Genomic DNA, 22,361 nt, shown 5'->3' on the forward strand with positions numbered 1-22,361 from the left:
ATGTAACAATGTATCAATCTAACAGTTTACCAATATTGTAAATACAGGAATTGTTACATTGATACATCGTTATATTGTTACATTAGTTAAAAATTATTTAAGATTATTTAAAGCATTTTCAAGCTTTGGAAGCATTACTTTGATCTCATCAACCGCTAAACCTCCTACAGAAGCACGGAACCAAGGTTCAGATTTTGCTTCTCCAAAAGCAGAGAATGGTACCAATGCCACACCAGCATCATTAATCAGATAAAAAACCAAATCAGAAGAATTTTCAATGACAGATCCGTCCGGTTTTGTTTTTCCGATATAATCCAATCTGATCGTAAGATACAACGCTCCCATCGGCTCAATGCTCTCTACGGATAAACCTTTTCCTTTCAGATCCTGAATTCCACCGTGAAGAACTTTTAGGCTTTCTTCTAATTTTCCTTTGAAATCTTCCACAAAAACGTTCACATTTTCAGGGTTTTCATAGAATTTTGCGGTAGCTTCCTGTTCAGGTTTCGGTGCCCACGCTCCAACGTGTGTCAGAAGCGCTTTCATTTTATCCAGAATGTGAGCAGGACCAAATCCCCATCCAACACGTACACCTGTTGCCGCAAGGCATTTAGAGATCCCGTCGATATAAATGGTATATTCTTTCAATTCAGGGAAAAGAGAAACCGGATCTACGTGTTCTGCCCCGAATGTAAGGTTAGAATAGATCTGATCATACATCAAGTATAATGGTTTCTCATCTGCGCCTCTTTTTTTGTTTTCTTCAAGAACCAGTTCACAGATATCAGAAAGCTGCTCTCTGGTAAACATAGTTCCGGTAGGATTCAATGGTGAACATAATGCCAGCAAAACTGCTCCCCCTAAATGAGGTCTTAGATCGTCTGCTGTTGGCAGAAAGTTATTTTCAGGAGTTGTCTTTACTTCTACTGCGTCTGCGGAAGTAAGGTAAGCATAGTGATTGTTGTTCCAAGACGGTGTAGGATACACTACTTTATCCCCTTCGTCAACGATTGTTTTATACACTGCATAGATCAATGGTCTTGATCCGGCAGTAATTAAAATATCGTTCGGGGAATAATCAAGGTTCCATCTGTTTTTCAGGTCTTTGGAAACTTCTTTTCTTAAAGATAAAAGTCCGTTGGCTGGCGGATAATTCGTCAGATTATTCTGATATGCTTTCTGAATCTCTTCCTTCAGCAATGCCGGAATAGGATATAGATTAGAATTCAGGTCACCAATAGTAAGATTGGCTATCTCCGCTCCTTTTGCTTTTAAATCATTTACTTCATTACCAATTTTTACGATTTCGGAACCAATCAGGTTCGCCGCTAATTTTGAAACTTTCACTTTATTTTTATTTAAATTTACTAATATTATCTTCTGAAATTAATCTTGTCTTCTATTTGATCCACCGGTATATGCGCATCAAAAGCTGCTATCAGTTCTTTTGCTTTTTTTGCTGTCCGCGAATCCGGATATTTTTTGATGATCCTGTTGTATTCTTCCTTGGTGTCATCCAGCAATTTCCCTTCTGTTCTGTCATAAGTCGGGGAGCTGTCCATTCCAAGAATATAATCTAACAAATAATCATTATATTCTCCTTTCGCTTTCTTTATCAACGGGCTTTTAGGAAATTTATTCATAAAATTCTCCCAGGCAATCAATCGGTCCCCTAGTTCTTCCCAGGTTATCATCAGACCTCCGTTGATGGCGTAGTTCTCTTTGCGATCATTTGCCAACTGCAAAATATAACTTTCATAGTCAGGAGTCACTTTATTTTTAAAAACAGAATAATCATATCCGGGCAATGACTGAATTTCGGTAAGTCCTTCTCCCAATACACGAAATTCAAGCCCCACGGTGTTTAGTTTACCGGCAATTTTTTTCACATGATCCGGTAAATTATAAGTATCCGGTTCTCTGGTGTGATAATCAGTATATTGATCTAATATATCTGCATGTAAACCGTTTAAACAATCTGTATACTTTTTTCTTATTTTTATATAATCTTCGTACACTCTATTATTGTGTTCGGGACTGTTTTCTGCAATTTCTTTATCCGTTTTCTCCTTATACCATTGAAGGGCAGCAATATAATCCTCAGTTTTGTTAGCAGGTAAACAAACCGTATCAATCGGCTTAAACAGGTCTTCTTTAGCTCCTGCTTTTGTAATTGAATCTTTCGCTGTTTGGGCTTCCGATACTTTCTGTACTTCTTTTTTACAGGAAAAAACAAGTACAGAGAGCATACAGACTGCTAAAATATTTTTTATCATCTTCTGCAGATCCGCAATTAATCTAATTTCAAATCTTTTCTTACTTCTTCAATTTTAGCTTCTAATGATTTCAGTTTATCTGTAAAATCTGCTTCGGACGTTACCGTATCCTTTACAGAGATATAAAATTTAATTTTTGGTTCTGTTCCTGAAGGTCTTACACAAACTTTGGTTCCATCCTGAGTGTAATAAATCAGTACATTCGATTTCGGAATTTCGTTCATTCCTTTTGTTTCATTTTTTGAAACGATGAAGCTGGTTTGTTCTTTGAAGTCCTTCACTTCTTCTACTAATGATCCAGCCAGTTCTTTTGGTGGATTTTCGCGGAAGTTTTTCATCATATTCTGAATTTCTTCTGCGCCTTCTTTTCCTTTTCTGACGATGTTGACCAGTCCTTCATAGTACATTCCAAGATCTTCATAGATTTCGATCATGTACTGATACATCGTTCTTCCGTTAGCTTTACACCATGCAGCAATTTCGCATGCAATAAGGATACTTCCACATGAGTCTTTATCACGAACGAAATCCCCGGTCATAAAGCCGAAGCTTTCCTCCCCACCACAAATGAATTTTTGTTTACCTTCAGCTTCACGGATCATTTTTCCGATCCATTTGAATCCTGTTAATCCTGATTTGCATTCTACACCGAATTTCTGAGCGATGTCAAAGAAAATATCAGAGGTTACAATCGTAGAACCGATGAACTCATTTCCGGTGATTCTTCCCTGCTTTCTCCATTCATTTAAAATGTAATAAGTCAGGATTGTATTGGTCTGATTACCATTCAGAAGCTGCATTTCACCTTCCAGGTTTCTTACGGCAATTCCCAGTCGGTCACCATCCGGATCTGTTCCGATCACGATGTCTGCGTTGGTAATTCTCGCCAGATCCATTGCCATTTCCAAAGCAGCAGGTTCTTCAGGATTTGGAGATTCTACTGTGGTAAAATTACCGCTTGGAATCATTTGTTCTTTCACCAGATCCACTTTTTTAAATCCTGCTTTTTCTAAAGCCTTTGGAATCGTTGTATAGGTGGTTCCGTGGATAGATGTGAAAACTATATTTAGATTTTCTTTTCCTACATTCTGATAGGTTGAATTTTCAATACAGGCATCGATATAAACGTCATCCTGCTCCTCTCCGATCCATTCGATCAGATCATCATTTCCGTTGAATTTGATTTCTTCAAATTTCACAGAATATACTTCATTGATAATCGCTTCATCATGTGGTGGAACGATCTGTGCTCCATCATTCCAGTATACTTTATAACCGTTGTATTCAGGTGGATTGTGCGACGCTGTCAATACAATTCCTCCGTTACATTTTTTGTCTCTTACGGTAAAAGACAATTCAGGAGTGGGTCTGTGATCTTTGAAAAGCAACACTTTAATTCCGTTTGCTGTTAAAACATCAGCTACGAGTTTCCCGAATTCTTTTGAATTATGGCGTACGTCATAAGCAATCGCTACTTTGATTTCCTCTCCCTTAAACTGCTGGAGCATATAATTGGCCAATCCTTGTGTAGCCTGTCCTAATGTATATTTATTTAAGCGATTGGTTCCTACTCCCATGACCCCTCTCATTCCTCCTGTTCCGAATTCAAGTTCTCTGTAAAAAGAATCTTCCAGATCCGGGGAGTTGCTGTCAATCAATGTTTGTACGGCATCTCTTGTTTCTTTATCGAATGTATCACTTAACCAAAGTTTCGCTTTTTCTAATGTTGTCATATGTGTATTTAAGTTTGGAAGCGGGAAGCTTGAAGATGGAAGGAATTCAATATCCAAATTCATCTATCCTGCTTTTGTTTTACTATTCTGTTTATTTTTGTTCGGAAGATGGAAGCTCGGAGATGGGAGATATTTTTGTCTCAACTTCAATGTTTCCACTTCTTATTTACTTTTATTTATCTGACTTCTAATCCTTAATCCTTTAACTGATTTCTAAAGCTATCATCGGATTCATTACATTATAACTCTCATCATAAAAGGTTTTGAATTCTTCTTCTGAAATATAATTTCGGTTTTTTGCCTTATACAGGCAGGTCACGGTTTCAGCTAAAGAACGGGTTGCATCTTTTGGAAAACTTTGTGACAATTTAAAAATAGTTTCTCCAAAATCCATAGATTTTTGCCAGATCATCAATTTCTCAAATTTGAAACTCAACCATTTCTTTTTTCCTATGATAACTTCCCTTCTACTATTGCAATTTCTTGTTCTCTACCCGGGTTGTTTTATCAATTTTAAAGGCACGAATCGGGTTGTCATAGTAGATCAATTTGGCTGTATTCTGAATATGTCCTCTTAAAGAATCTTTTACGTTAACTTCTGCATAATTCCCGTTTTTAGAATCGATATTCAGGTTTTCTATTTTCCAGTACGGAGCAATCAGACTGGCTGTGTCTGAGATCTTTATCACAGCGTTTTTGGTCAGTCCCAAAAAGTTGGCCCGGCTTTTATTCTGCATGTCCACTTCTGCTCTTCTCGTGTTCACTGAACCCATAAAAGTAGCATAATTTTTTAAATTAAGCCTAAAGTTATCGGTCTTAATTTCGCTGGAAATATTCATTTCTACAGAATCTGCTACCGCTACTTTTTCAAGATTATATTTTGAGTAGATCGTTACATTATAAAAATCTACTCCTTTTGTTCCTCTTTTTTCTTTGATAAAGAGGGTTTTATCTTTTACATCCACATCCAGATTCTTGGCTATGTTAGGATAGGTTTCAATTTCTACAAAATTTTTGTCTCCTCTGGCATAAAATACACGGAACTTTCCTTCCAGATCCAGATTCACAAACTCTGAAACATCCACGTCCTTTCTTTCAATATTTCCCTTCGGAGCAACTTTTCCGCAGGAAACCACCGCTAACAGCAGGGATGTGTATAATACTTTCTTCATATCTAATTTAAAATATTCTATATAAAATTGCAATTATGGCAAGACCTTCTATTCCCATCAAAACATACAGTACCGATACTCTCCAAAGCAAGCCAGGTTTGAGTATGAATTTTTAAATGCATTCCAATACGTAACTGCCGGAAAGAGAATGAAAAGAACGAATGAAGCCTTGTCTAAAATACCGAAAATCTCTGCTGCAGGTTTCCACAGACCGATAAGACTCACCATATCATTAAACAAAAATAGGATTAAAATTCCTAACAGACTTACTGTTCCTACGATAAAATGCTCGGCAATATTCAATTTCATTCTTTTGAAAATAAAAAAAGCATTGACTCCAAGCATCGGGATGATTACAAAAAGAATGGTTTTGGAATATTTAGAAAAAAATTGCAGGATTTTAGCACTGTCTTTCGGAATTTCTGCGGGGCTCAGATCCAAATAAAAATGCATGGTTAACACATTGAATCCGAATAGAATCAATACTAAGGAAAACAGATTGTAATATTTAATTCTTTTCCCGGAAATATAATCCATTGCCATTCTTCCGGGCCCGAACAAGACGTGTTTTAATGTCCGGAAAAACCTTTCTTCTAGATGCCAGATCGATCCCAGAAGATCACTTTTAATCAATGAATGAGGGGTGATTCTTGCTGTATCTGCTTTCTGCCCGCAATGAGGACAAAACTCACCGGAGATCTCATGACCGCAGTTCAAACAGCTTTTTGGGTTCATTGTAAAAATCTGTACATTTTATTTTTTCCTGTAAAACCAGGTTTTCGGATCTTTTCCTGCTGACAGTAATAAATAATCTTTGCTTACATAGGAAATATTCATCACAACAGGATCTACAGCAGCATATTTCATCTTCAGCGTTTTATTTTTTCTTTGATAACTCCCCGATTCTTCCATGGATGTAAAGGAATTATCTTTATTGAAAGTCAAAGTCCCTGTTCCATATTTAGAATCATTTTCCTTGGACTTCAAGGTGTCAATCTCAGTCACTACTCCATCATATAAATCTATGAATTCCCAGGATCCCAGAAGTTTGGATGATGTGCAGGAAGACAGAAAAAGAAAGGAAAAAATAATTAAAATAAATTTCGCCGGCTTGTATTGTTGTGTTACCAATTTTATAAATTACACACAAATATAAAGAAAAATCGCTTCGGAAATGGTTCTGTAATTACGTTTTCTGCTCATATTCTGTATTTTTTAATTTGTTGGATGAAGTTGGTTTAATGTGTTGGTTTTTCGCAAAGGCGCGAAGATTCTTACCTATTTTGCGTTGTTAAGGCGCTAGGATTTTATCCGCGATAAATTAATTACTGCTCAAATCTTTATACAGTAAACCTTGCTTAAATCTTGATTTTCTCAACCGTTAATAAAACCTATAAGGTTTATGGACAGAGCAGCTATATTCTATTCCTGTAAAAATATCAATTCAGTAAACCTTGCTGAAATCTTGATTTTCTTGCGTCTTAAAACAGCATCATTGTAAAACCTTTGCGCCTTCGCGATTACCAAAAAAAGCTATTTAAAATGCTATTCCAGCAAAGAAAATTGCATAAAAAATCCCCAAAAAGTTGAGAACTCTTTGGGGATTTTATCGTTTAATGATTATGGGCTTAACGTATTAAATCACTTCATCAATATTATAATTCTTATGTTCCCTGTTGGTTCTGATGATCATTTCACCTAAGAATCCGGCTATAAAGAGCAATGTTCCCATCAGCATCATGGTCAGAGCGATAAAAAACCATGGATTATTGGTGATCAGATGTCCGTAAATTCCTCTGGCCACATCAATGAGTTTTGAAACGCCCAGCCAAAGTGCAGAAAGGAAACCTACAATAAACATTACCGTTCCTACAGCTCCGAAAAAATGCATCGGTCTTCCTCCGAAGCGGCTTACAAACCAAAGCGTTACAAGATCGAGAAATCCTCTGATGAATCTTTCGGTTCCGAATTTTGAAGTTCCGTAAGGTCTTGCCTGATGTTGTACTTCTTTTTCAGTAATTCTTCTGAATCCCGCATTGGCAGCCAGTACAGGAATATATCGGTGCATATCTCCATACACATCTATTGATTTCACTACCTGCTTTTTATACGCTTTCAGGCCACAGTTGAAATCATGAAGTTCAACTCCTGACACTTTTCTTGCTGCTGCATTAAAGAGTTTTGAAGGAACATTTTTGGTCATGACATTGTCAAACCGTTTCTTTTTCCATCCCGAAACAATATCGAAGTTGTCTTCAATAACCATTTTATAGAGTTCAGGAATTTCTTCCGGAAAATCCTGTAAATCAGCATCCATGGTAATTACCACGTCCCCGTTTGTTCTTTCAAAAGCAGCGTGAAGAGCTTGTGATTTCCCGTAATTTCTGGAAAATTTTATGGCGTGGATCTGAGGGTGCTGCACCTTCATATTTTCGATAATACTCCACGACAGATCTGTACTTCCATCATCTACAAACCAAATTTCATAGGATAGCCTGTTCGAATAACAGACCTTATCAATCCTTGAAAAAAGCTCTTCTAAAGAGTCCTCTTCGTTCAATAACGGGATAACTATAGATAAATTCATTTAATTTTAATAAAATTATTCTTGATTTTCTGTTTCCTGGTACACTGATCTCGTTCTGAAAAACGCGCCAAAAAACACTGACAAAACTACGTAAAATATAAGAATTGCCGCAAAATATCCTGAAAAATGACTTGCCGTAAGCATATCTTTTCCTTTAATAGCTTCCGGAGAAAAGCTTGGCAGCCTCTCTTTGTATTTTTGATCTAATTCATCAATATCTTTCTGATGTTTCATGATCTTCCTTGCCGACTGATACTCAGAATCTAATTCCGTTTTTTGTCTCTGCACATACTGGTAGTTCAAAAGTTTTTTGGCATCCGGATCTACGAAATTCAGGAAAGCATAGATGCTGAAGATGGAAAGAATCCCTCCGATAAACATCGGAACAAATGCTCTTGAGAAGGCATCCTTAAAACGAACCACTCTATTTTTGTTCCAGAAAGTCTTCACAGACCAAAAAGCGCCTCCCGCATAGACAATTGGGAGAACAAATGCATTGATTTTCAAAGAGGTATCAAAATAGCTGATTCCCGAGAAAAAGTAATACGCTACAAAAAAGATGATCATTGTAGCGATAAAAAGTATAATTCCTAATGTTGATGGACTTTTCGTCATGTTAAATTTTTTAAAAAAAGTTGAAAAATTATTGATCTAAATTCCAGCTGTTTAGCTTTAATCCTGCTATTTTTCGACTAATTTTCTTTAATAATATTTTGAAGTTTATAAATTATTCCTACCTTTGCAACGGCAAGTCCTAAACAACCAGCTCCTGAGAACCCTCCAGGGTGGGAACGCAGCAAAGGTAATTGGTCGTAGCGGTGTGATTTAGGTAGCTTGCCATTTTTTTTTATTTTGAGTTGAAGTAAGGTAATTGGAAGATTATCTTTTTTTGTTTCTATACTTTTCAACATATTCAATCTAATTTTCAAATTACGCTTCATTCTTTATTTAAAATTCAAACTCCTCTCCTAATTCAGGAATAACAAGTTCTATGTCTTTATCAGCAAAATGCTTCAGTGCACTTTCATGATTGATCTCAATGGCAGGGAAAGTATCAAAATGACATCCGATCACTTTCGGGGTCTTCAATAATTCTGCTGCTGCAAAAGCGGCTTTTCTAGGGCACATGGTGTAGTGGCTTCCGATGGGAAGGATAGAAAGATCTATGTTTCCATAAAGCCTTGGAAACAGCTCCATATCAGCCATTACTCCTGTATCTCCGGCCATGTAGATATTCTTACCTTCAGGAAGTCTGAAAATATAGCCTACAGGAACCCCTCCATAGCTTCCGTCCGGGAACGAACTTGTATGATGAGCCGGTACCATGGAAATTTTAAGATCGTCGATTTTTGCCGATCCTCCTAAGTTGACATCATCTTTATTCTTTGCCGTTTTAAAGTAAGCACAGATCTCAGGAACTGCAATAACGGTTGCTTCCGGGTGAAACTGTAATACTTCTTCTACATCGGCAATATGATCTCCATGCGCGTGCGTCAACAAGATATAGTCAATCTTCTGCGCTGCGATATCAAAGCCTGATTCCGCTTTTTTGTAATTGTAAAAAGGATCACTTAAAATTGTTTTGTCTTTGTAAGTAAACAAAAAACAGTTTTGTCCTAAAAATTGTATTTTCATTTTTAATTGATTTTTTATTAAGTACATGAAACTGTTGAGTTGAATAACATCTGATACAACAGCAAGCATGTAGGTATTATGACAACGATCTGAAGAATTAATAAATGTTTTTGAGGCTTAATTTTTCCTATCAATAGCAAAAAAGCCAGCACTCCATTGGCAACAACTATCAAAGCGGTTAAAAACGGAAGAAAATCGATCTCAAGGACCGACATGCCTTCGCGTAATTCTCTAATCAAATCGTACATTAGAAATAAAGTTAAAATAACAGATAAACAAGAAGTTACCTTATACACTACATTCCTCATTCATCGTCTATTTCTGAGGAAATTTATCCTCAATCAGATTCAATTTGATTCCATGTTCAAGATAGGCTTTACATCCGTCTAAAACCGTTGTAAAGCCACCTGTATTATCATTAACTGTTCTCAGCAGATCTTCGCCTGATTGGGCGAAACCATAGCTTTTAATCGTAACGAGCGTTCCTTTCTCCATTGTTTTGAATTCATAGTCTACGTTAACAGCAGGGTTTCCCCATTCTGTTTTGATCTGGCGATTGGGAATGATCTGATGAACCTTTACATCGGATTTCACCCCGTACATTTCCCATTCCCAGGTCACCGTTTGCCCTTCTTCAAGTTTTCCGGTAGATCTGGTAAACCAGAACTGAGTGGTTATTTCAGGATGGGTAAATGCTTCAAAAACCTCTTCAATGGGTTTTCTGATAAGCATTTGAGCTTCAACGTAGATATTTGTACTCATACTGCTTTTTTTAGCTAAAAAAATTAAGTCCAAAAGCTGTAAGAACCGCCATTACAAAGGTCATAATCCCCACCTGTTTCAAGTACTGATCTAATTCTTTGGGCTCTCTTACCGTCATAATTTTTCTTCTCAGCTTCATTAGTGGCAACAGAAGGATCATCACAATGAAAACGTAATAATTCTGAGCCTGTATAAAGCCGTTTACTCCTAAAAACATAAGAATTAAGATCAACGGAAGCTGTAGCAGGATCATTTCGTAGATCATGGCATTTTTGAAACCTATTCTCAAGGCCAAACTCTTTTTCCCGGACAGCCTGTCGCTTTCAATATCTCTCATATTGTTAAGGTTCAGCACGGCCATACTCATCATTCCGATAGCGGTTCCGGGCAATAACATATCCCAACTGAAGGTCTTTGTAAACAGGAAATAACTTCCGCATACTGAAACCAGTCCGAAGAATACAAATACAAAAAGATCTCCCAATCCCATGTATCCGTAAGGTTTTTTTCCTACCGTATAACCAACTGCTGCTAAAATACAGGCAACACCCAATCCGATGAAAGTATAGAATTCTTTCATAAAATCAGGGAAAAATGCTACATATAAAAGTCCAACGGTAGCTATCAATGACAGTACCGAGAAAAGAATGACTGCATTTTTCATCTGCTTAGCCGTGATCTTTCCTGAAGCCACCGCTCTCGATTCTGCTTCATTGATCCTTTTGGCATCTGTTCCTTTCACGCCGTCTCCGTAGTCATTGGCATAATTTGATAAAATCTGATATAAAAGCGTCACTAAAAGTGCCAGAGCAAAAATTCTCCAGTCCCATATTCCACCCTCGCGATATAGCCTCCATTTTGCAATGAAAGCCCCCATAATAATTCCGCTTAAGGAAAGCGGTAAAGTTCTTAGCCTTGCGGCTTTTATCCAATCTGACATAATTTTTATAATGTAAAATGTACGATGTACAATGTAAAAGTGTAATGCATTATATCATTAATACATTTTACTTTGTACTTTAATACAGTCTTAAGAGATCCATTGATTTTCTCCGAAGTCGGGTTTTCTTTTTTCAAGGAATGCATTTCTTCCTTCCTGTGCTTCTTCTGTCATATAAGCCAAACGGGTTGCTTCTCCGGCAAACACTTGCTGCCCTACCATTCCGTCATCTGTAAGATTCATAGCGAATTTCAACATTCTGATAGACAATGGGGATTTCGCTAAAATTTCCTGAGCCCACTCATATGCTGTATCTTCTAATTCTGCATGGGGAATCACCGCATTCACCATTCCCATATCCATGGCTTCCTGCGCGGAATAGTTTCTTCCTAAAAAGAATATTTCACGGGCTTTTTTCTGTCCGACCATTTTAGCCAGGTAAGCAGAACCATAACCACCATCAAAACTTGTGACATCAGCATCTGTTTGCTTAAAAATAGCATGCTCTTTACTTGCTAAAGTAAGATCACAAACGACATGAAGTGAATGTCCGCCACCCACAGCCCATCCCGGAACCACTGCGATAACGGCTTTTGGCATGAAACGGATCAAACGCTGAACTTCCAGGATATTCAGACGGTGTCTTCCATCTTCTCCTACATATCCCTGATGTCCTCTTGCCTTCTGATCTCCTCCGCTACAAAAAGCCCAGCCTCCGTCCTTCGGACTTGGCCCTTCTCCGGTAAGCAAAACCACCCCTATTGAAGAATCTTCAGAGGCGTCATAAAAAGCATCATACAATTCGGAAGTCGTTTTGGGACGAAAAGCGTTTCTGAGTTCTGGTCTGTTGAAAGCAATTCTGGCTACACCATTACATTTTTTATAGGTAATATCTTCGTATTCTTTGACGGTTTTCCACTCTATCATATTGTAAAAAATTTTCCTCAAAGATACGGAATTGCAGAGAATTTTTACGGTGAAATTTCACGATAATCGCTGTAAAAAACAGAGTCGTATTTTATATTAAAAAAAACAAAAACCGGAACATTTCTGCTCCGGTTTGTTATCATATTGGATTAAAGAATACTATTTCACTTTTGCTTTAAGCTCAGCTTCTTTAGCTTTTAATTCTTTAATTTTATCCATATTTTTTGTTACGATATAGATTTCTTTTAATGCATTCAATGCATCAAGATTTTCAGGTGCTGCTTTGTACCAGCCTTCAGCATAGGGAAGAGCTTTGCTAAAACGTTCTCTTCTTGCATCGATAAGTTTAGTAGCTTCATCCGGCTTGTCTTTTCTTGTTGCATTAATCTGCGCTACTATTTTAGAATCGTCTCCTACCACTGCATAGACAAGGTTCTGATAAGCATTATCAAAATCTGGTTTGATCTCAATTGCTTTTTTAAATGACGCAATGGCATCTTCTACGGTAGCAGGGGTTTTAGACTGCATTACACCAAGATTATACCAGTTGGTAGCATCGTTCGGGTTTTTAGCTAGTTGTTCCTTAAGTGCTCCAATGAATTTTTCTGTATTTCCTGAATCGTAGTAAGCTGTAGCTTGCGCTTCCTTAAGTTTGGCATTATTTGGATATTTTGCCAGTCCTTTTTCAATGATCACTAATGCTTCATTAGATTTCTTTGCATTAAGAAGCAATGTAGTTAACGTTTCATATAGATCCGGCTCAACACTTGCAGTCTGCTCAGTTTTAAAATCTGAATAATCAGCATTCTTTTTCATCAACTCCCATGTAGCCTTATCTAAAGGTACTATTTGTCCGGTCTTTTTCTCTTTTGCAGTATAATTTGTCTGAACACCTGTAAAACCGGAATTAATAAGATCCGTGTATATTTTGATGGATTCGTCTGTGTTATTTGCCAGAGCATAACTTAATCCTGCATAATACATGTATATCTTATCATCCTGACCACTTGTTTTCAGCAAGTTATAAACTTCTAAAAACTTAGGCGCTGCAACAGTGTAGTTTTTTGCATTATATGCATCCATTGCTGCTTTATTGACTTCCTGCAATTTGGCATTCACATCACCCTTCTGACCGAAAACCAGAGCAGAAGCCACGATTGCTATACCTAAAATGAGTTTCTTCATAATAACTATATTATATTAATTGTACATTTTATTCTTCAGAATCAGAACCTTCATTTTCTTCTGCCGGAGTTTCATTTTCAGCCTGAGGCAGTGTATTGCCTTCCTGGCTATCCGTTACAATTACTGTTCCTTCTTCATTGTCTTCAGAATCTTCCTCTACTACATCTTTATCCATTTCTACTTTTGCAATGGCTGCAATTTCGTCATTTTTCTTAAGGTTGATCATTTTTACCCCCTGGGTATTTCTTCCCATTACTCTCATTTCGTCCATATTCATTCTGATGGCAACCCCGGACTTATTGATGATCATCAATCCGTCTTCGTCTGTTACATTCTGAATGGCGATCAGATTTCCTGTTTTTTCGGTAATGTTCAGAGTAATCACTCCTTTTCCACCTCTGTTGGTAATTCTGTAGTCTTCTACAGCAGTTCTCTTACCGTATCCTTTTTCAGAAACAACAAGTACCGTTTCTTTGTCCACATCATTCACAACAATCATACCAATTGCCTCATCATTGTCATCCATCGCAATACCACGTACCCCAATAGATCCTCTCCCTACTTCTCTTACTTTTTCTTCAGGGAAACGGATACATTTACCATTTTTAGTAGCAATCATGATCTGAGAAGTTCCGTTGGTAAGGTAAGCTCCTAACAACTGGTCATTATCTCGGATCTCAATAGCATTTACCCCATTAACCCTAGGTCTTGAGTATGCTTCAAGAGAAGTTTTCTTGATAGTACCATTCTTAGTAACCATCACTACACTCATCTGGTTTACATATTCAGCATCCTTCAGGTTGTTGGTTCTGATGTACGCTTTGATCTTGTCATCCTGTTCGATATTGATCAGGTTTTGTACGGCCCTTCCTTTTGAAGTCTTGGATCCTTCAGGAATCTCAAATACTCTTAACCAATAACATCTTCCTTTTTCTGTGAAGAACAACATATATTGATGGTTGGTTGCCGATACGATATATTCAAGGAAATCTTCATCCCTTGTCGTTGCTGCTCTGTTTCCAACCCCTCCTCTGCTCTGAATTTTGTATTCAGAAAGTGAAGTTCTTTTAACATATCCTGCGTGTGAAATCGTAAGAACTACTGCTTCATTCGGGATAATATCCTCGATGGACATTTCTCCTCCTGAATAGTCAATAGCCGTTCTTCTTTCATCACCATATTTTTCTTTAATTTCAGCCAGTTCTTCTTTGATGATCTCGAATCTTCTCGGTTCATTAGCCAGGATATCTTCCAAGTTCATGATCTCTTTCATGATCGCGTCATATTCATCACGGATCTTGTCAAGTTCCATTCCTGTAAGACGTGCTAACCTTAAATCAAGGATAGCCTGAGCCTGAATGTCTGAAAGGTCAAATGCCTCGATCAATCCTTCTTTTGCACCCTGCGGGTTTGCACTGTGACGAATAATAGAGATGGCTCTATCTAAGGAATCCTGAGCTCCGATCACTTTCATGAAACCTTCTAAGATATGCGCTCTTTCTTTTGCTTTCTTAAGCTCAAAATGAGTTCTTCTTACAATAACTTCATGTCTGTGCTCTACAAAGTGATGAATGATATCTTTTAAGTTCAGCTGTTCCGGTCTTCCTTTAACCAAAGCAATGTTGTTCACACTGAAAGAAGTCTGAAGTGCTGTATACTTATATAATAGGTTTAAGACAACGTTAGGAATCGCATCATTTTTCAATTCATAAACGACACGCAGACCATTTCTGTCCGATTCGTCTCTGATCTCGTGAATACCTACAATTTTGTCATCTTTAACAAGCTCCGCTGTTCTGGCGATCATATCCGCCTTATTCACCTGATAAGGAACTTCAGTAACGATGATCGCATTTCTGTTTCCGATTTCCTCGAAATTCACTTTTGCTCTCAATACTACTCTTCCTCTTCCTGTATGGAAAGCATCCCTTACCCCGTCATAGCCATAGATAATCCCTCCTGTAGGAAAATCCGGTGCGGAGATATGCTGCATCAGTTCATCGATTGTAATGTCTTTATTATCGATATAGGCAGAAATAGCATCTACAGATTCTGATAAATTGTGTGGAGCCATATTGGTCGCCATTCCTACAGCGATCCCTGATGTTCCGTTTACCAGAAGATTTGGAATTTTTGTAGGCATAACGGTAGGTTCCGTCATACTGTCATCAAAGTTATTCTGAAAATCTACAGTTTCTTTATCTAAATCTGCAAGAATATCATCTGATATTTTTTTCAGTCTTGCTTCTGTATAACGCATTGCTGCAGGCGGGTCACCGTCCATCGAACCAAAGTTACCCTGCCCGTCTACCTGAGGATAGCGTAAGCTCCAAGGCTGAGCCATTCTTACCATTGCATCGTAGACAGAAGAGTCTCCATGCGGGTGGTACTTACCTAAAACGTCCCCAACAATTCTGGCAGATTTTAAATATTTTCTATTAGAAAAAACCCCTAGTCCATACATACCATAAAGTACTCTTCTATGAACGGGTTTCAAGCCGTCTCTTACATCCGGCAACGCTCTTGAAACGATAACCGACATCGAATAATCGATATAAGACGATTTCATTTCATCAACAATGTTGATAGGAATCAGTCTTTCTCCTTCTTTTTGCATAAACAAATTTTATTATAATGACAGTCAGACCCTTAGCTGTGCGTCTGAAAATTATTTATTTCCAATTTTTATTAACGGGCTAATTTACGAAATTTTTACCGATTTTTGTGCTAGAATTTATCCAGAAAATCTTAAAAATTCATAAAATATGAGCTTATTGAGTATAACTTTCCATTGCACGAAAAACAATATTGAAGAATGGGAAAATTATATTGACGAAACACTGGTCCTGATGGCAGAAAACCTGATGGATGTCAAGCAATATATTCTTTCTGACGTACACACCGATTATATTGATGAGGGTAAGAATTATAATCTTCTTCTGATCTTTGAGAATGAAGACCTCAGGGAAGATTTCATCAAAAGTGAAATGCTGAATATTGCAGAAAGGGTTGAGAAAAGATTCGGAACAGAAGTCATGATCTTCAATACATTCCTGAATCCTAAGAAATCCAGATTTTAAATACCAAGCAAAAGCCCTGAAAAATCAGGGCTTTTTTATTTTTTTCAATCTCTGTGATGTTTTTTACCTTTGTGCCTGTGACCACGACCTCTGTCGTCGTTGTCATAGTAATACACTCTTTTTTTGACCTGCCCCGGCGCATAATATCTTGCGCTTCCGCCATATATTTTTTTGGAGTGTCCCGGTGGAACTCTTCTTACATTATGATCATGCACAACACATGATGACATCATGAACAAGACCGTCACAACGCCTGCCACTTTAATTAAACCTTTCATTATTCTACTTTTTCAAATTTCAACAGAGAAATAACAAGGTTAGTGCCAAAACTTGAAAAGAAGTTAGTTTGGAGCATATTTTAAAGTTCCAGACGAATTTCTAACTTTTCATTACTCTATTATTTCGCTTCTCTTTTCCATCATTATAAGATCTTTCCACTGACCATTGAGTTTTCCAATTTTCTTTCTGACACCGATTGTTCTGAAACCGTTTTTTTGATGAAATCTTATGGAAGCTTCATTTTCAGGAAAAATAGTAGCCTGAAGAGTCCAGAATCCGTGGCTTTCGCTGTCCAGAATCATCTTTTTTAACAGAACTGAGCCTAAACCCTTCCCTTGGTAAGTATTGTCGAAATAAATGCTTACTTCAGCGACGCCTTTAAAACATTCTCTTTTACTTACCGGTTTTAAGGCAGACCATCCAACAATTTCACTGTTTTCATTTTCCAGCACCCACCGGCAATCATTGAAATATTCCATATTCCATGCTTCGGCAGTAGGGATTTCTGTTTCAAAAGTGGCTATACCGCCCTCTACTCCCTGCCTGAAAATTTCCAACACTCTTTTTTCGTCGCTGGGAAGCATTTCTCTTAATTCGTAATTCATCCTAATTAATGGTATTTTCTTTTATTTTTTCTTTTTATTCTCGAATAATGGGTTTGTTTTCCGGTTTCATCCTGCGAAACCACACTGATGTTTCCGTCTACTTCAAGGATAGAGAGTTTTACATCTTCTGTTTTTTCCACGCCATGTTCTCTAATAGCTTCTTCCAGTTCATCACGGGTAATCTTTACTCTGTTTAAAGCTGTCTGATCTATTATTCCGTCCCTGATGAGAACTACAGGATCTTCTTCCATAAACGTTTCGAATTTCCGGTTTGAAAACATAAGTCTTTTTAAAATAAAATTGGCCGCAAAAAGAACAAGTGCAGCAATAAGACCGCCTTGCAGTGAGGTATCCGGTCCTACCATTGCATTTTGAACAGCATTGGAGATCAGTAGTAACAATACCACATCCCCTGCATTGAGCTGGGAAAGCTGATTTTTACCAAAGAGACGGATGGCGATGACCATAAAAAGATAAACGCACAAAGAACGTACTACGACATCAAGTATAGGATTCACAGATCAGGATTTATAATCAAATGTATACATTTTTATGATTCGCTGTTGAATTTATTTTAACCCTAAAAATAAAACAGGATGATGAGAGAGTGGCATGTGGTTTGACAGCTTGATTGCAAAAAAACTCTACAAATAATGATGAAACAATTCTTTTTATTTCTAAGTCCACTTCTTTTTCTTACGGCCTGTAAAAAAGAAAAAATCAAAGAATCTACATCTCCCGAAACTGCAGTCATCCAAAAAATTGATGAACTTTATAAAGTGTATGGTAATTCTAATGATGCGCTCTATACGCAATCGTTTTCCAACCATTTGTTTTCTCCAGAACTGAAAAAAGCTTTGGAAGCGGCTGTCAATGTATCAAAAGCTGATATGGAAAAGGTCAGAAAGAGTGATCATCCTGATGAAAAACCACTATTGTTTGAAGGTGCTGTTTTTTCCAGTATTTATGAAGGTTTTAGCGGATATAAAATAAAATCGGTTAAGATCAATTCTGACGGTACCTCAGCGGATGCGGATGTTGATTTTGAATACACAATGGCTCCACCGAAAATCACATGGACTGACAAGGTGCATTTAATCAACCCGGACGAGGGATGGAAAATTGATAACATCATTTTTGACCGTATCGGAAGTGTAAAAGATCTGAAAACCAACCTGAAAGATTTCACTCAGAATGCTCAATAAAAATTGCAACCTCATCATAAAAAAAGCTGCTCTCAGAGCAGCTTTACTTTTTTAAGGGCATTGAGCGATCGGAACCTCGCTGCATACCACTTTGTTTAATCTTTCACAATAGACGCAGTATTTCTTGGGTTCTCCGCCGTAGACTGCCTTTAACTCGGTTTTTGTCAGTTTCTTTAAATTGTTCATATTGTTTTAATTTATAATTGGTCAATTTATAACGGGATTTTCAATCATTTATTACCGTTGACCATTTAAAGCTCACATCATTTGTCGGTATTAAAAAAAGATTACAAATACGATAAATATACCTGCATTGGGCTGGGAAATTTTGTTTAGAATTTATTACGTATCTTTCAGTAAACCAAAAACATCACCCCAAAATAAATAAAAATATGGAAATTATTACAGCAAAAGGTGCTCATGCAGGACAAATGGATGCCGTAAAAAAAACACTGATTTCTAACAGCCTTCTTTCCGGCCATGATGATATGGGCAACTATAACAAAGGCATATGTCACGATGTGGTAGCGTATGCTTTATATATGAGAGGCGCGGCTATATCTCCCAGTGAGCTTGTACAGTTTCATGCGCAGGGATGGCTGAATAAGTTCGATTATTCCGCAGGAGAAAAATGGGATGGCTACTCTGTCATTCCCAAAGGAAAGGCTATAGGGTTTTACAGAGTGAGAGATAAAACATGGTTTCATTCAGCTATCACTACAGGCAGTGGCACAGAGATCAGATCTGTGAACGGATTTTCGTTGGGAACCGCATGGTCAGTTCCTGTTGATATGAAATGGGTTTTGGGCAAGCGTAATGCTGACGGAACTTTTAATTATGATGGCACTAAAATAGAGGTTTATATATCTTCTTTATATTACCGTCTTTTGTCAATGTTTTAAAAAAAAATCATATCCATTGATCAATAGCAAAGAGCGAAAACCTGTATGGATCGCTCTTTATTATTTTTACCCGGATATAGATTGAACCAATAGAAAAGTCACAATGAAAATTGTGACTTTCTGCGGTATTTTAATTCGCTTTTTTATTCCAATTCTCTTTTCAAAAATTTTCCGGTCAAACTTTTCTTAGACTTTACAATCTCTTCAGGAGTTCCCTGAGCAACGATCTGCCCTCCGTGTTTTCCTCCTTCCGGTCCTACATCGATAATATGGTCGGCTAATTTGATTACATCCATATTATGTTCGATGATGATGAATGAGTTTCCTAATTCTACCAGTTGATTGATGGCTTCCATCAGAATTTTCACATCTTCAAAGTGAAGTCCGGTTGTCGGTTCATCTAAGATATAAAGGGTGTTTCCGGTTTGTCTTTTCGAAAGTTCTGTCGCAAGCTTGATCCGTTGTGCTTCTCCTCCTGACAGTGTTGTTGACTGCTGCCCCAGGGTGATATATCCCAATCCTACGTCCTGAAGAGTTTTCACCTTAGCAAAAATCTTGGGGATCGGCTGGAAGAAGTCTACCGCTTCATCGATTGTCATATCCAGTACATCCGAGATTGATTTTCCTTTATACCGTACTTCCAGGGTTTCTCTGTTGAAACGTTTTCCGTTACAGGTTTCACAATGCACGTATACATCAGGAAGGAAATTCATTTCAATCACTTTCAATCCACCACCCTGACACGTTTCACATCTTCCTCCTTTCACGTTGAAAGAAAATCTCCCCGGCTTATACCCACGGATTTTACTCTCCGGAAGTTCTGCAAAAAGATTTCTGATATCGGTAAACATTCCCGTGTACGTCGCAGGATTTGACCGTGGCGTTCTTCCGATTGGCGTCTGGTCTACATCTACAATTTTATCAATATTATCAAGACCCTCAATCTTTTTATAAGGGAGAGGCTCCTGAACTGCTCTGTAGAAATGCTTATTCAGAATCGGATATAAAGTTCCGTTAATCAGTGAGGATTTTCCGCTTCCTGAAATCCCTGTCACCACCACTAATTTTCCTAATGGAATATCAAGGGTAACATTTTTAAGGTTATTTCCTGTAGCTCCTTTTAAGAGGATGTTTTTTCCGCTTCCTGCTCTTCTCTCTGAAGGAACTTCTATTTTTCTTTTTCCATTAATATATTGTGCTGTAATGGTATCTGCCTTTAACAGATCTTTCGGTTTTCCCTGCCACAATATTTCTCCTCCAAATTTTCCGGCTCGTGGTCCGATATCCAGTACCTCATCGGCTTCCAGAATCATATCTTTGTCGTGTTCTACAACGATGACGGAGTTCCCGATGTCTCTAAGGTTCTTCAGCGAGCTGATCAGTCTTTCATTATCTCTCTGGTGAAGTCCGATACTGGGTTCATCCAGAATATACAATACGTTCACAAGCTGTGATCCGATCTGGGTAGCCAGACGTATTCTCTGTGATTCACCCCCCGAAAGCGTTCTGGAGCTTCTGCTTAAACTCAGATAATCCAAACCTACATCCAAAAGGAACTGTAGTCTTGTTTCAATCTCTTTTAAGATCTCGTAGGCAATGATTTTATTTTTTTCCGAGAATTTATCTTTGATGTATGATAACCATTCTTTTAAATCAGATAAGCTTAGAGCATTTACCTCAGCGATATTCTTTCCGTCTATTTTAAAACTTAAGCTTGCAGGCTGAAGACGTGTTCCTCCGCATTCCGGACAGGTTTCTTCAGTGGTGAAATGTCTCTCGAGCAACACCGCTTCATAAGATTCTCTTTCATCAATGATCTCTTCCATAAAAGTGATCAGACCATCGAAGCTTATTTTTATCTTTTTGGTAATCCCTGCATATTTCAGATCTTTATTAAATTCTTTGTGGCATCCGTTATAAATATAGTCCAAAGCCTCTTCCGGGATATCCTGCATAGGCGTCGCCATCCCTAATCCAAAGATCTCAAGGATATTTTTAATTTGAGACAGGATCCATTTATTAGATTTAATATCTTCCAGTGGCAGTAATCCGCCCTGGTTGATTGACAGTTTAGGATTCTCAATAAAATAATCTGTATTGATCTTTTTGATGGTTCCTAATCCTTTACAGTCCGGGCAGCTTCCTTTCGGAGAGTTGAACGAGAATGTATTCGGTTCCGGAAGTGCCAGTGAATGGCCTGTTTCGGCATCCATCAGGTTTTTCGAGAAGTATTCAATATCTGCACCTCCGAGTTTCTGGATTCCTATCACTCCCTCTCCCATTTCCATTGCCGTGCGCAGGGATTTTTCCATTCTCGATTCGGAGGCATTTTCCCCAATAATCCAACGGTCGATAACGATGTCGATATCGTGGGTTTTGTAACGATCCAGTTTCAGGTCGTATTCGATGTCCTGAAGTTCGCCATCGATTCTTGCCTGACCATATCCTTTTTTAGCCATCTGGACGAAAAGCTCATGGTAGTGTCCCTTTCTGGATCGTACCACAGGTGCCATCAGCATTATTTTTTCACCTTTATAATTTTCCTTGATTGCTTCCAGGATCTGATCTTCCGTATAACTTACCAGTCTTTTTCCTGTAGACAGAGAGTAGGCATCGGAAACCCTTGCATATAAAAGACGCAGGTAATCGTATAATTCGGTAACAGTTCCTACCGTAGACCTTGGATTCTTGTTGGTCGTTTTCTGCTCGATGGCAATGACCGGAGAAAGTCCTTCAATCTTATCTACATCAGGACGCTCTAAGCCTCCCAGGAACTGACGTGCATAGGCTGAAAATGTTTCGATGTAACGACGCTGCCCTTCAGCAAAGATGGTATCAAAAGCCAAAGATGATTTTCCGCTCCCTGAAAGCCCGGTAATGACAACCAGTTCGTTGCGCGGAATCTTAACATTAATATTTTTAAGGTTGTGTTCACGTGCTCCGTAAACTTCTATATATTCTGTTGATTTACTCATAATTTGGAGTGACTCTGCCTGAAAATCACAATGTGCAAAATTACGGAATTTTATGGAATTGTGTAAGGTGGAAAGTTTTTATTAAAGTTTAATTTTAG

General features: G+C 37.9%; 23 protein-coding genes and 1 other RNA gene. 4 read left to right on the top strand and 20 right to left on the bottom strand.

The window, feature by feature from the left end:
- Positions 1-93: 93 nt before the first annotated feature.
- The 9 genes from BW964_RS01415 to BW964_RS01460 form a co-directional block, all read right to left on the bottom strand.
- A complete protein-coding gene (locus BW964_RS01415) occupies positions 94-1,347 on the bottom strand; it encodes a pyridoxal phosphate-dependent aminotransferase (protein ID WP_076504115.1) in 1,254 nt (417 codons plus the stop codon).
- Between the two features lie 26 nt (positions 1,348-1,373).
- Positions 1,374-2,249: a hypothetical protein gene (locus BW964_RS01420; RefSeq protein WP_167369804.1), complete on the bottom strand. Its 876-nt coding sequence runs from the start codon at positions 2,247-2,249 to the stop codon at positions 1,374-1,376.
- A gap of 44 nt (positions 2,250-2,293) precedes the next feature.
- Entirely contained in the window at positions 2,294-4,009 is a 1,716-nt protein-coding gene (locus tag BW964_RS01425; RefSeq protein ID WP_076504119.1) for a phospho-sugar mutase, read from the bottom strand.
- 202 nt (positions 4,010-4,211) lie between these two features.
- Positions 4,212-4,445, bottom strand: coding sequence for a four helix bundle protein (locus tag BW964_RS01435; RefSeq protein WP_084175508.1), 234 nt, complete (start codon positions 4,443-4,445; stop codon positions 4,212-4,214).
- Positions 4,446-4,479: 34 nt separating this feature from the next.
- Positions 4,480-5,181, bottom strand: coding sequence for a GIN domain-containing protein (locus BW964_RS01440; protein ID WP_076504124.1), 702 nt, complete (start codon positions 5,179-5,181; stop codon positions 4,480-4,482).
- A 57-nt stretch (positions 5,182-5,238) separates the two neighbouring features.
- On the bottom strand, positions 5,239-5,916 hold the full coding sequence (locus BW964_RS01445; protein ID WP_076504125.1) for a DUF3667 domain-containing protein: 678 nt from the start codon (positions 5,914-5,916) through the stop codon (positions 5,239-5,241).
- A gap of 18 nt (positions 5,917-5,934) precedes the next feature.
- Positions 5,935-6,312, bottom strand: a complete 378-nt coding sequence (locus BW964_RS01450) for a hypothetical protein (protein WP_076504127.1) — start codon at positions 6,310-6,312, stop codon at positions 5,935-5,937.
- Between the two features lie 505 nt (positions 6,313-6,817).
- Positions 6,818-7,768, bottom strand: coding sequence for a glycosyltransferase family 2 protein (locus BW964_RS01455; RefSeq protein WP_076504128.1), 951 nt, complete (start codon positions 7,766-7,768; stop codon positions 6,818-6,820).
- Between the two features lie 15 nt (positions 7,769-7,783).
- Positions 7,784-8,383 carry a DUF4199 domain-containing protein gene (locus tag BW964_RS01460; protein WP_076504130.1) on the bottom strand — a complete coding sequence of 200 codons (600 nt, stop codon included), beginning with the start codon at positions 8,381-8,383 and terminating at the stop codon, positions 7,784-7,786.
- A 130-nt stretch (positions 8,384-8,513) separates the two neighbouring features.
- Between BW964_RS01460 and ffs the strand changes: the two genes are divergently transcribed.
- Positions 8,514-8,611, top strand: an RNA gene (gene ffs / locus BW964_RS01465) — signal recognition particle sRNA small type.
- Positions 8,612-8,716: 105 nt separating this feature from the next.
- Here the strand turns inward: ffs and BW964_RS01470 are convergent.
- The 6 genes from BW964_RS01470 to gyrA form a co-directional block, all read right to left on the bottom strand.
- A complete protein-coding gene (locus BW964_RS01470) occupies positions 8,717-9,403 on the bottom strand; it encodes a metal-dependent hydrolase (RefSeq protein WP_076505384.1) in 687 nt (228 codons plus the stop codon).
- Between the two features lie 315 nt (positions 9,404-9,718).
- Positions 9,719-10,165 carry an SRPBCC family protein gene (locus tag BW964_RS01475; RefSeq protein ID WP_076505386.1) on the bottom strand — a complete coding sequence of 149 codons (447 nt, stop codon included), beginning with the start codon at positions 10,163-10,165 and terminating at the stop codon, positions 9,719-9,721.
- Between the two features lie 10 nt (positions 10,166-10,175).
- Positions 10,176-11,105, bottom strand: coding sequence for a 1,4-dihydroxy-2-naphthoate octaprenyltransferase (menA, locus tag BW964_RS01480; RefSeq protein WP_076504131.1), 930 nt, complete (start codon positions 11,103-11,105; stop codon positions 10,176-10,178).
- A gap of 90 nt (positions 11,106-11,195) precedes the next feature.
- On the bottom strand, positions 11,196-12,032 hold the full coding sequence (locus BW964_RS01485; protein WP_076504133.1) for a 1,4-dihydroxy-2-naphthoyl-CoA synthase: 837 nt from the start codon (positions 12,030-12,032) through the stop codon (positions 11,196-11,198).
- Between the two features lie 159 nt (positions 12,033-12,191).
- Positions 12,192-13,217, bottom strand: coding sequence for a tetratricopeptide repeat protein (locus tag BW964_RS01490; protein WP_076504134.1), 1,026 nt, complete (start codon positions 13,215-13,217; stop codon positions 12,192-12,194).
- Positions 13,218-13,245: 28 nt separating this feature from the next.
- On the bottom strand, positions 13,246-15,834 hold the full coding sequence (gene gyrA, locus BW964_RS01495; protein ID WP_076504136.1) for a DNA gyrase subunit A: 2,589 nt from the start codon (positions 15,832-15,834) through the stop codon (positions 13,246-13,248).
- Between the two features lie 148 nt (positions 15,835-15,982).
- Here gyrA and BW964_RS01500 point away from each other — a divergent pair, with 148 nt between their 5' ends.
- On the top strand, positions 15,983-16,297 hold the full coding sequence (locus BW964_RS01500; RefSeq protein WP_076504137.1) for a DUF4286 family protein: 315 nt from the start codon (positions 15,983-15,985) through the stop codon (positions 16,295-16,297).
- A 44-nt stretch (positions 16,298-16,341) separates the two neighbouring features.
- On the opposite strand, the gene BW964_RS01505 is transcribed toward BW964_RS01500, so the two are convergent.
- From BW964_RS01505 to BW964_RS01515, 3 genes are all read right to left on the bottom strand, one after another.
- Positions 16,342-16,575: a hypothetical protein gene (locus tag BW964_RS01505; protein WP_076504139.1), complete on the bottom strand. Its 234-nt coding sequence runs from the start codon at positions 16,573-16,575 to the stop codon at positions 16,342-16,344.
- Positions 16,576-16,686: 111 nt separating this feature from the next.
- Entirely contained in the window at positions 16,687-17,181 is a 495-nt protein-coding gene (locus BW964_RS01510; protein WP_076504140.1) for a GNAT family N-acetyltransferase, read from the bottom strand.
- Positions 17,182-17,186: 5 nt separating this feature from the next.
- Positions 17,187-17,699: a DUF421 domain-containing protein gene (locus BW964_RS01515; RefSeq protein ID WP_076504142.1), complete on the bottom strand. Its 513-nt coding sequence runs from the start codon at positions 17,697-17,699 to the stop codon at positions 17,187-17,189.
- A 135-nt stretch (positions 17,700-17,834) separates the two neighbouring features.
- Here BW964_RS01515 and BW964_RS01520 point away from each other — a divergent pair, with 135 nt between their 5' ends.
- Positions 17,835-18,386, top strand: coding sequence for a hypothetical protein (locus tag BW964_RS01520; protein WP_076504144.1), 552 nt, complete (start codon positions 17,835-17,837; stop codon positions 18,384-18,386).
- 51 nt (positions 18,387-18,437) lie between these two features.
- Here BW964_RS01520 and BW964_RS01525 read toward each other — a convergent pair whose 3' ends face one another.
- Positions 18,438-18,572, bottom strand: coding sequence for a bacteriocin-like protein (locus BW964_RS01525; RefSeq protein ID WP_076504145.1), 135 nt, complete (start codon positions 18,570-18,572; stop codon positions 18,438-18,440).
- Positions 18,573-18,778: 206 nt separating this feature from the next.
- On the opposite strand from BW964_RS01525, the gene BW964_RS01530 reads away from it, so the two are divergent.
- A complete protein-coding gene (locus BW964_RS01530; RefSeq protein ID WP_076504147.1) occupies positions 18,779-19,288 on the top strand; it encodes a hypothetical protein in 510 nt (169 codons plus the stop codon).
- A 143-nt stretch (positions 19,289-19,431) separates the two neighbouring features.
- Here the strand turns inward: BW964_RS01530 and uvrA are convergent, their stop codons facing one another.
- Complete coding sequence (gene uvrA, locus BW964_RS01535; RefSeq protein ID WP_073336614.1) at positions 19,432-22,263, bottom strand: excinuclease ABC subunit UvrA; 2,832 nt, start codon at positions 22,261-22,263, stop codon at positions 19,432-19,434.
- Positions 22,264-22,361: the final 98 nt, after the last annotated feature.

Source organism: Chryseobacterium shigense (genome assembly GCF_900156575.1).
Taxonomy (GTDB): domain Bacteria; phylum Bacteroidota; class Bacteroidia; order Flavobacteriales; family Weeksellaceae; genus Chryseobacterium; species Chryseobacterium shigense.

Bases quoted from the DNA above. Each gene is read 5' to 3' on its own strand.
- BW964_RS01525 (WP_076504145.1), bottom strand. From the start codon at position 18,572: ATGAACAATTTAAAGAAACTGACAAAAACCGAGTTAAAGGCAGTCTAC.
- BW964_RS01505 (WP_076504139.1), bottom strand. From the start codon at position 16,575: ATGAAAGGTTTAATTAAAGTGGCAGGCGTTGTGACGGTCTTGTTCATG.
- BW964_RS01445 (WP_076504125.1), bottom strand. From the start codon at position 5,916: ATGAACCCAAAAAGCTGTTTGAACTGCGGTCATGAGATCTCCGGTGAG.
- gyrA (WP_076504136.1), bottom strand. From the start codon at position 15,834: ATGCAAAAAGAAGGAGAAAGACTGATTCCTATCAACATTGTTGATGAA.
- BW964_RS01440 (WP_076504124.1), bottom strand. From the start codon at position 5,181: ATGAAGAAAGTATTATACACATCCCTGCTGTTAGCGGTGGTTTCCTGC.
- BW964_RS01425 (WP_076504119.1), bottom strand. From the start codon at position 4,009: ATGACAACATTAGAAAAAGCGAAACTTTGGTTAAGTGATACATTCGAT.
- BW964_RS01470 (WP_076505384.1), bottom strand. From the start codon at position 9,403: ATGAAAATACAATTTTTAGGACAAAACTGTTTTTTGTTTACTTACAAA.
- BW964_RS01460 (WP_076504130.1), bottom strand. From the start codon at position 8,383: ATGACGAAAAGTCCATCAACATTAGGAATTATACTTTTTATCGCTACA.
- menA (WP_076504131.1), bottom strand. From the start codon at position 11,105: ATGTCAGATTGGATAAAAGCCGCAAGGCTAAGAACTTTACCGCTTTCC.
- BW964_RS01530 (WP_076504147.1), top strand. From the start codon at position 18,779: ATGGAAATTATTACAGCAAAAGGTGCTCATGCAGGACAAATGGATGCC.
- BW964_RS01510 (WP_076504140.1), bottom strand. From the start codon at position 17,181: ATGAATTACGAATTAAGAGAAATGCTTCCCAGCGACGAAAAAAGAGTG.
- BW964_RS01485 (WP_076504133.1), bottom strand. From the start codon at position 12,032: ATGATAGAGTGGAAAACCGTCAAAGAATACGAAGATATTACCTATAAA.
- BW964_RS01500 (WP_076504137.1), top strand. From the start codon at position 15,983: ATGAGCTTATTGAGTATAACTTTCCATTGCACGAAAAACAATATTGAA.
- uvrA (WP_073336614.1), bottom strand. From the start codon at position 22,263: ATGAGTAAATCAACAGAATATATAGAAGTTTACGGAGCACGTGAACAC.
- BW964_RS01475 (WP_076505386.1), bottom strand. From the start codon at position 10,165: ATGAGTACAAATATCTACGTTGAAGCTCAAATGCTTATCAGAAAACCC.
- BW964_RS01455 (WP_076504128.1), bottom strand. From the start codon at position 7,768: ATGAATTTATCTATAGTTATCCCGTTATTGAACGAAGAGGACTCTTTA.
- BW964_RS01520 (WP_076504144.1), top strand. From the start codon at position 17,835: ATGATGAAACAATTCTTTTTATTTCTAAGTCCACTTCTTTTTCTTACG.
- BW964_RS01420 (WP_167369804.1), bottom strand. From the start codon at position 2,249: ATGCTCTCTGTACTTGTTTTTTCCTGTAAAAAAGAAGTACAGAAAGTA.
- BW964_RS01490 (WP_076504134.1), bottom strand. From the start codon at position 13,217: ATGAAGAAACTCATTTTAGGTATAGCAATCGTGGCTTCTGCTCTGGTT.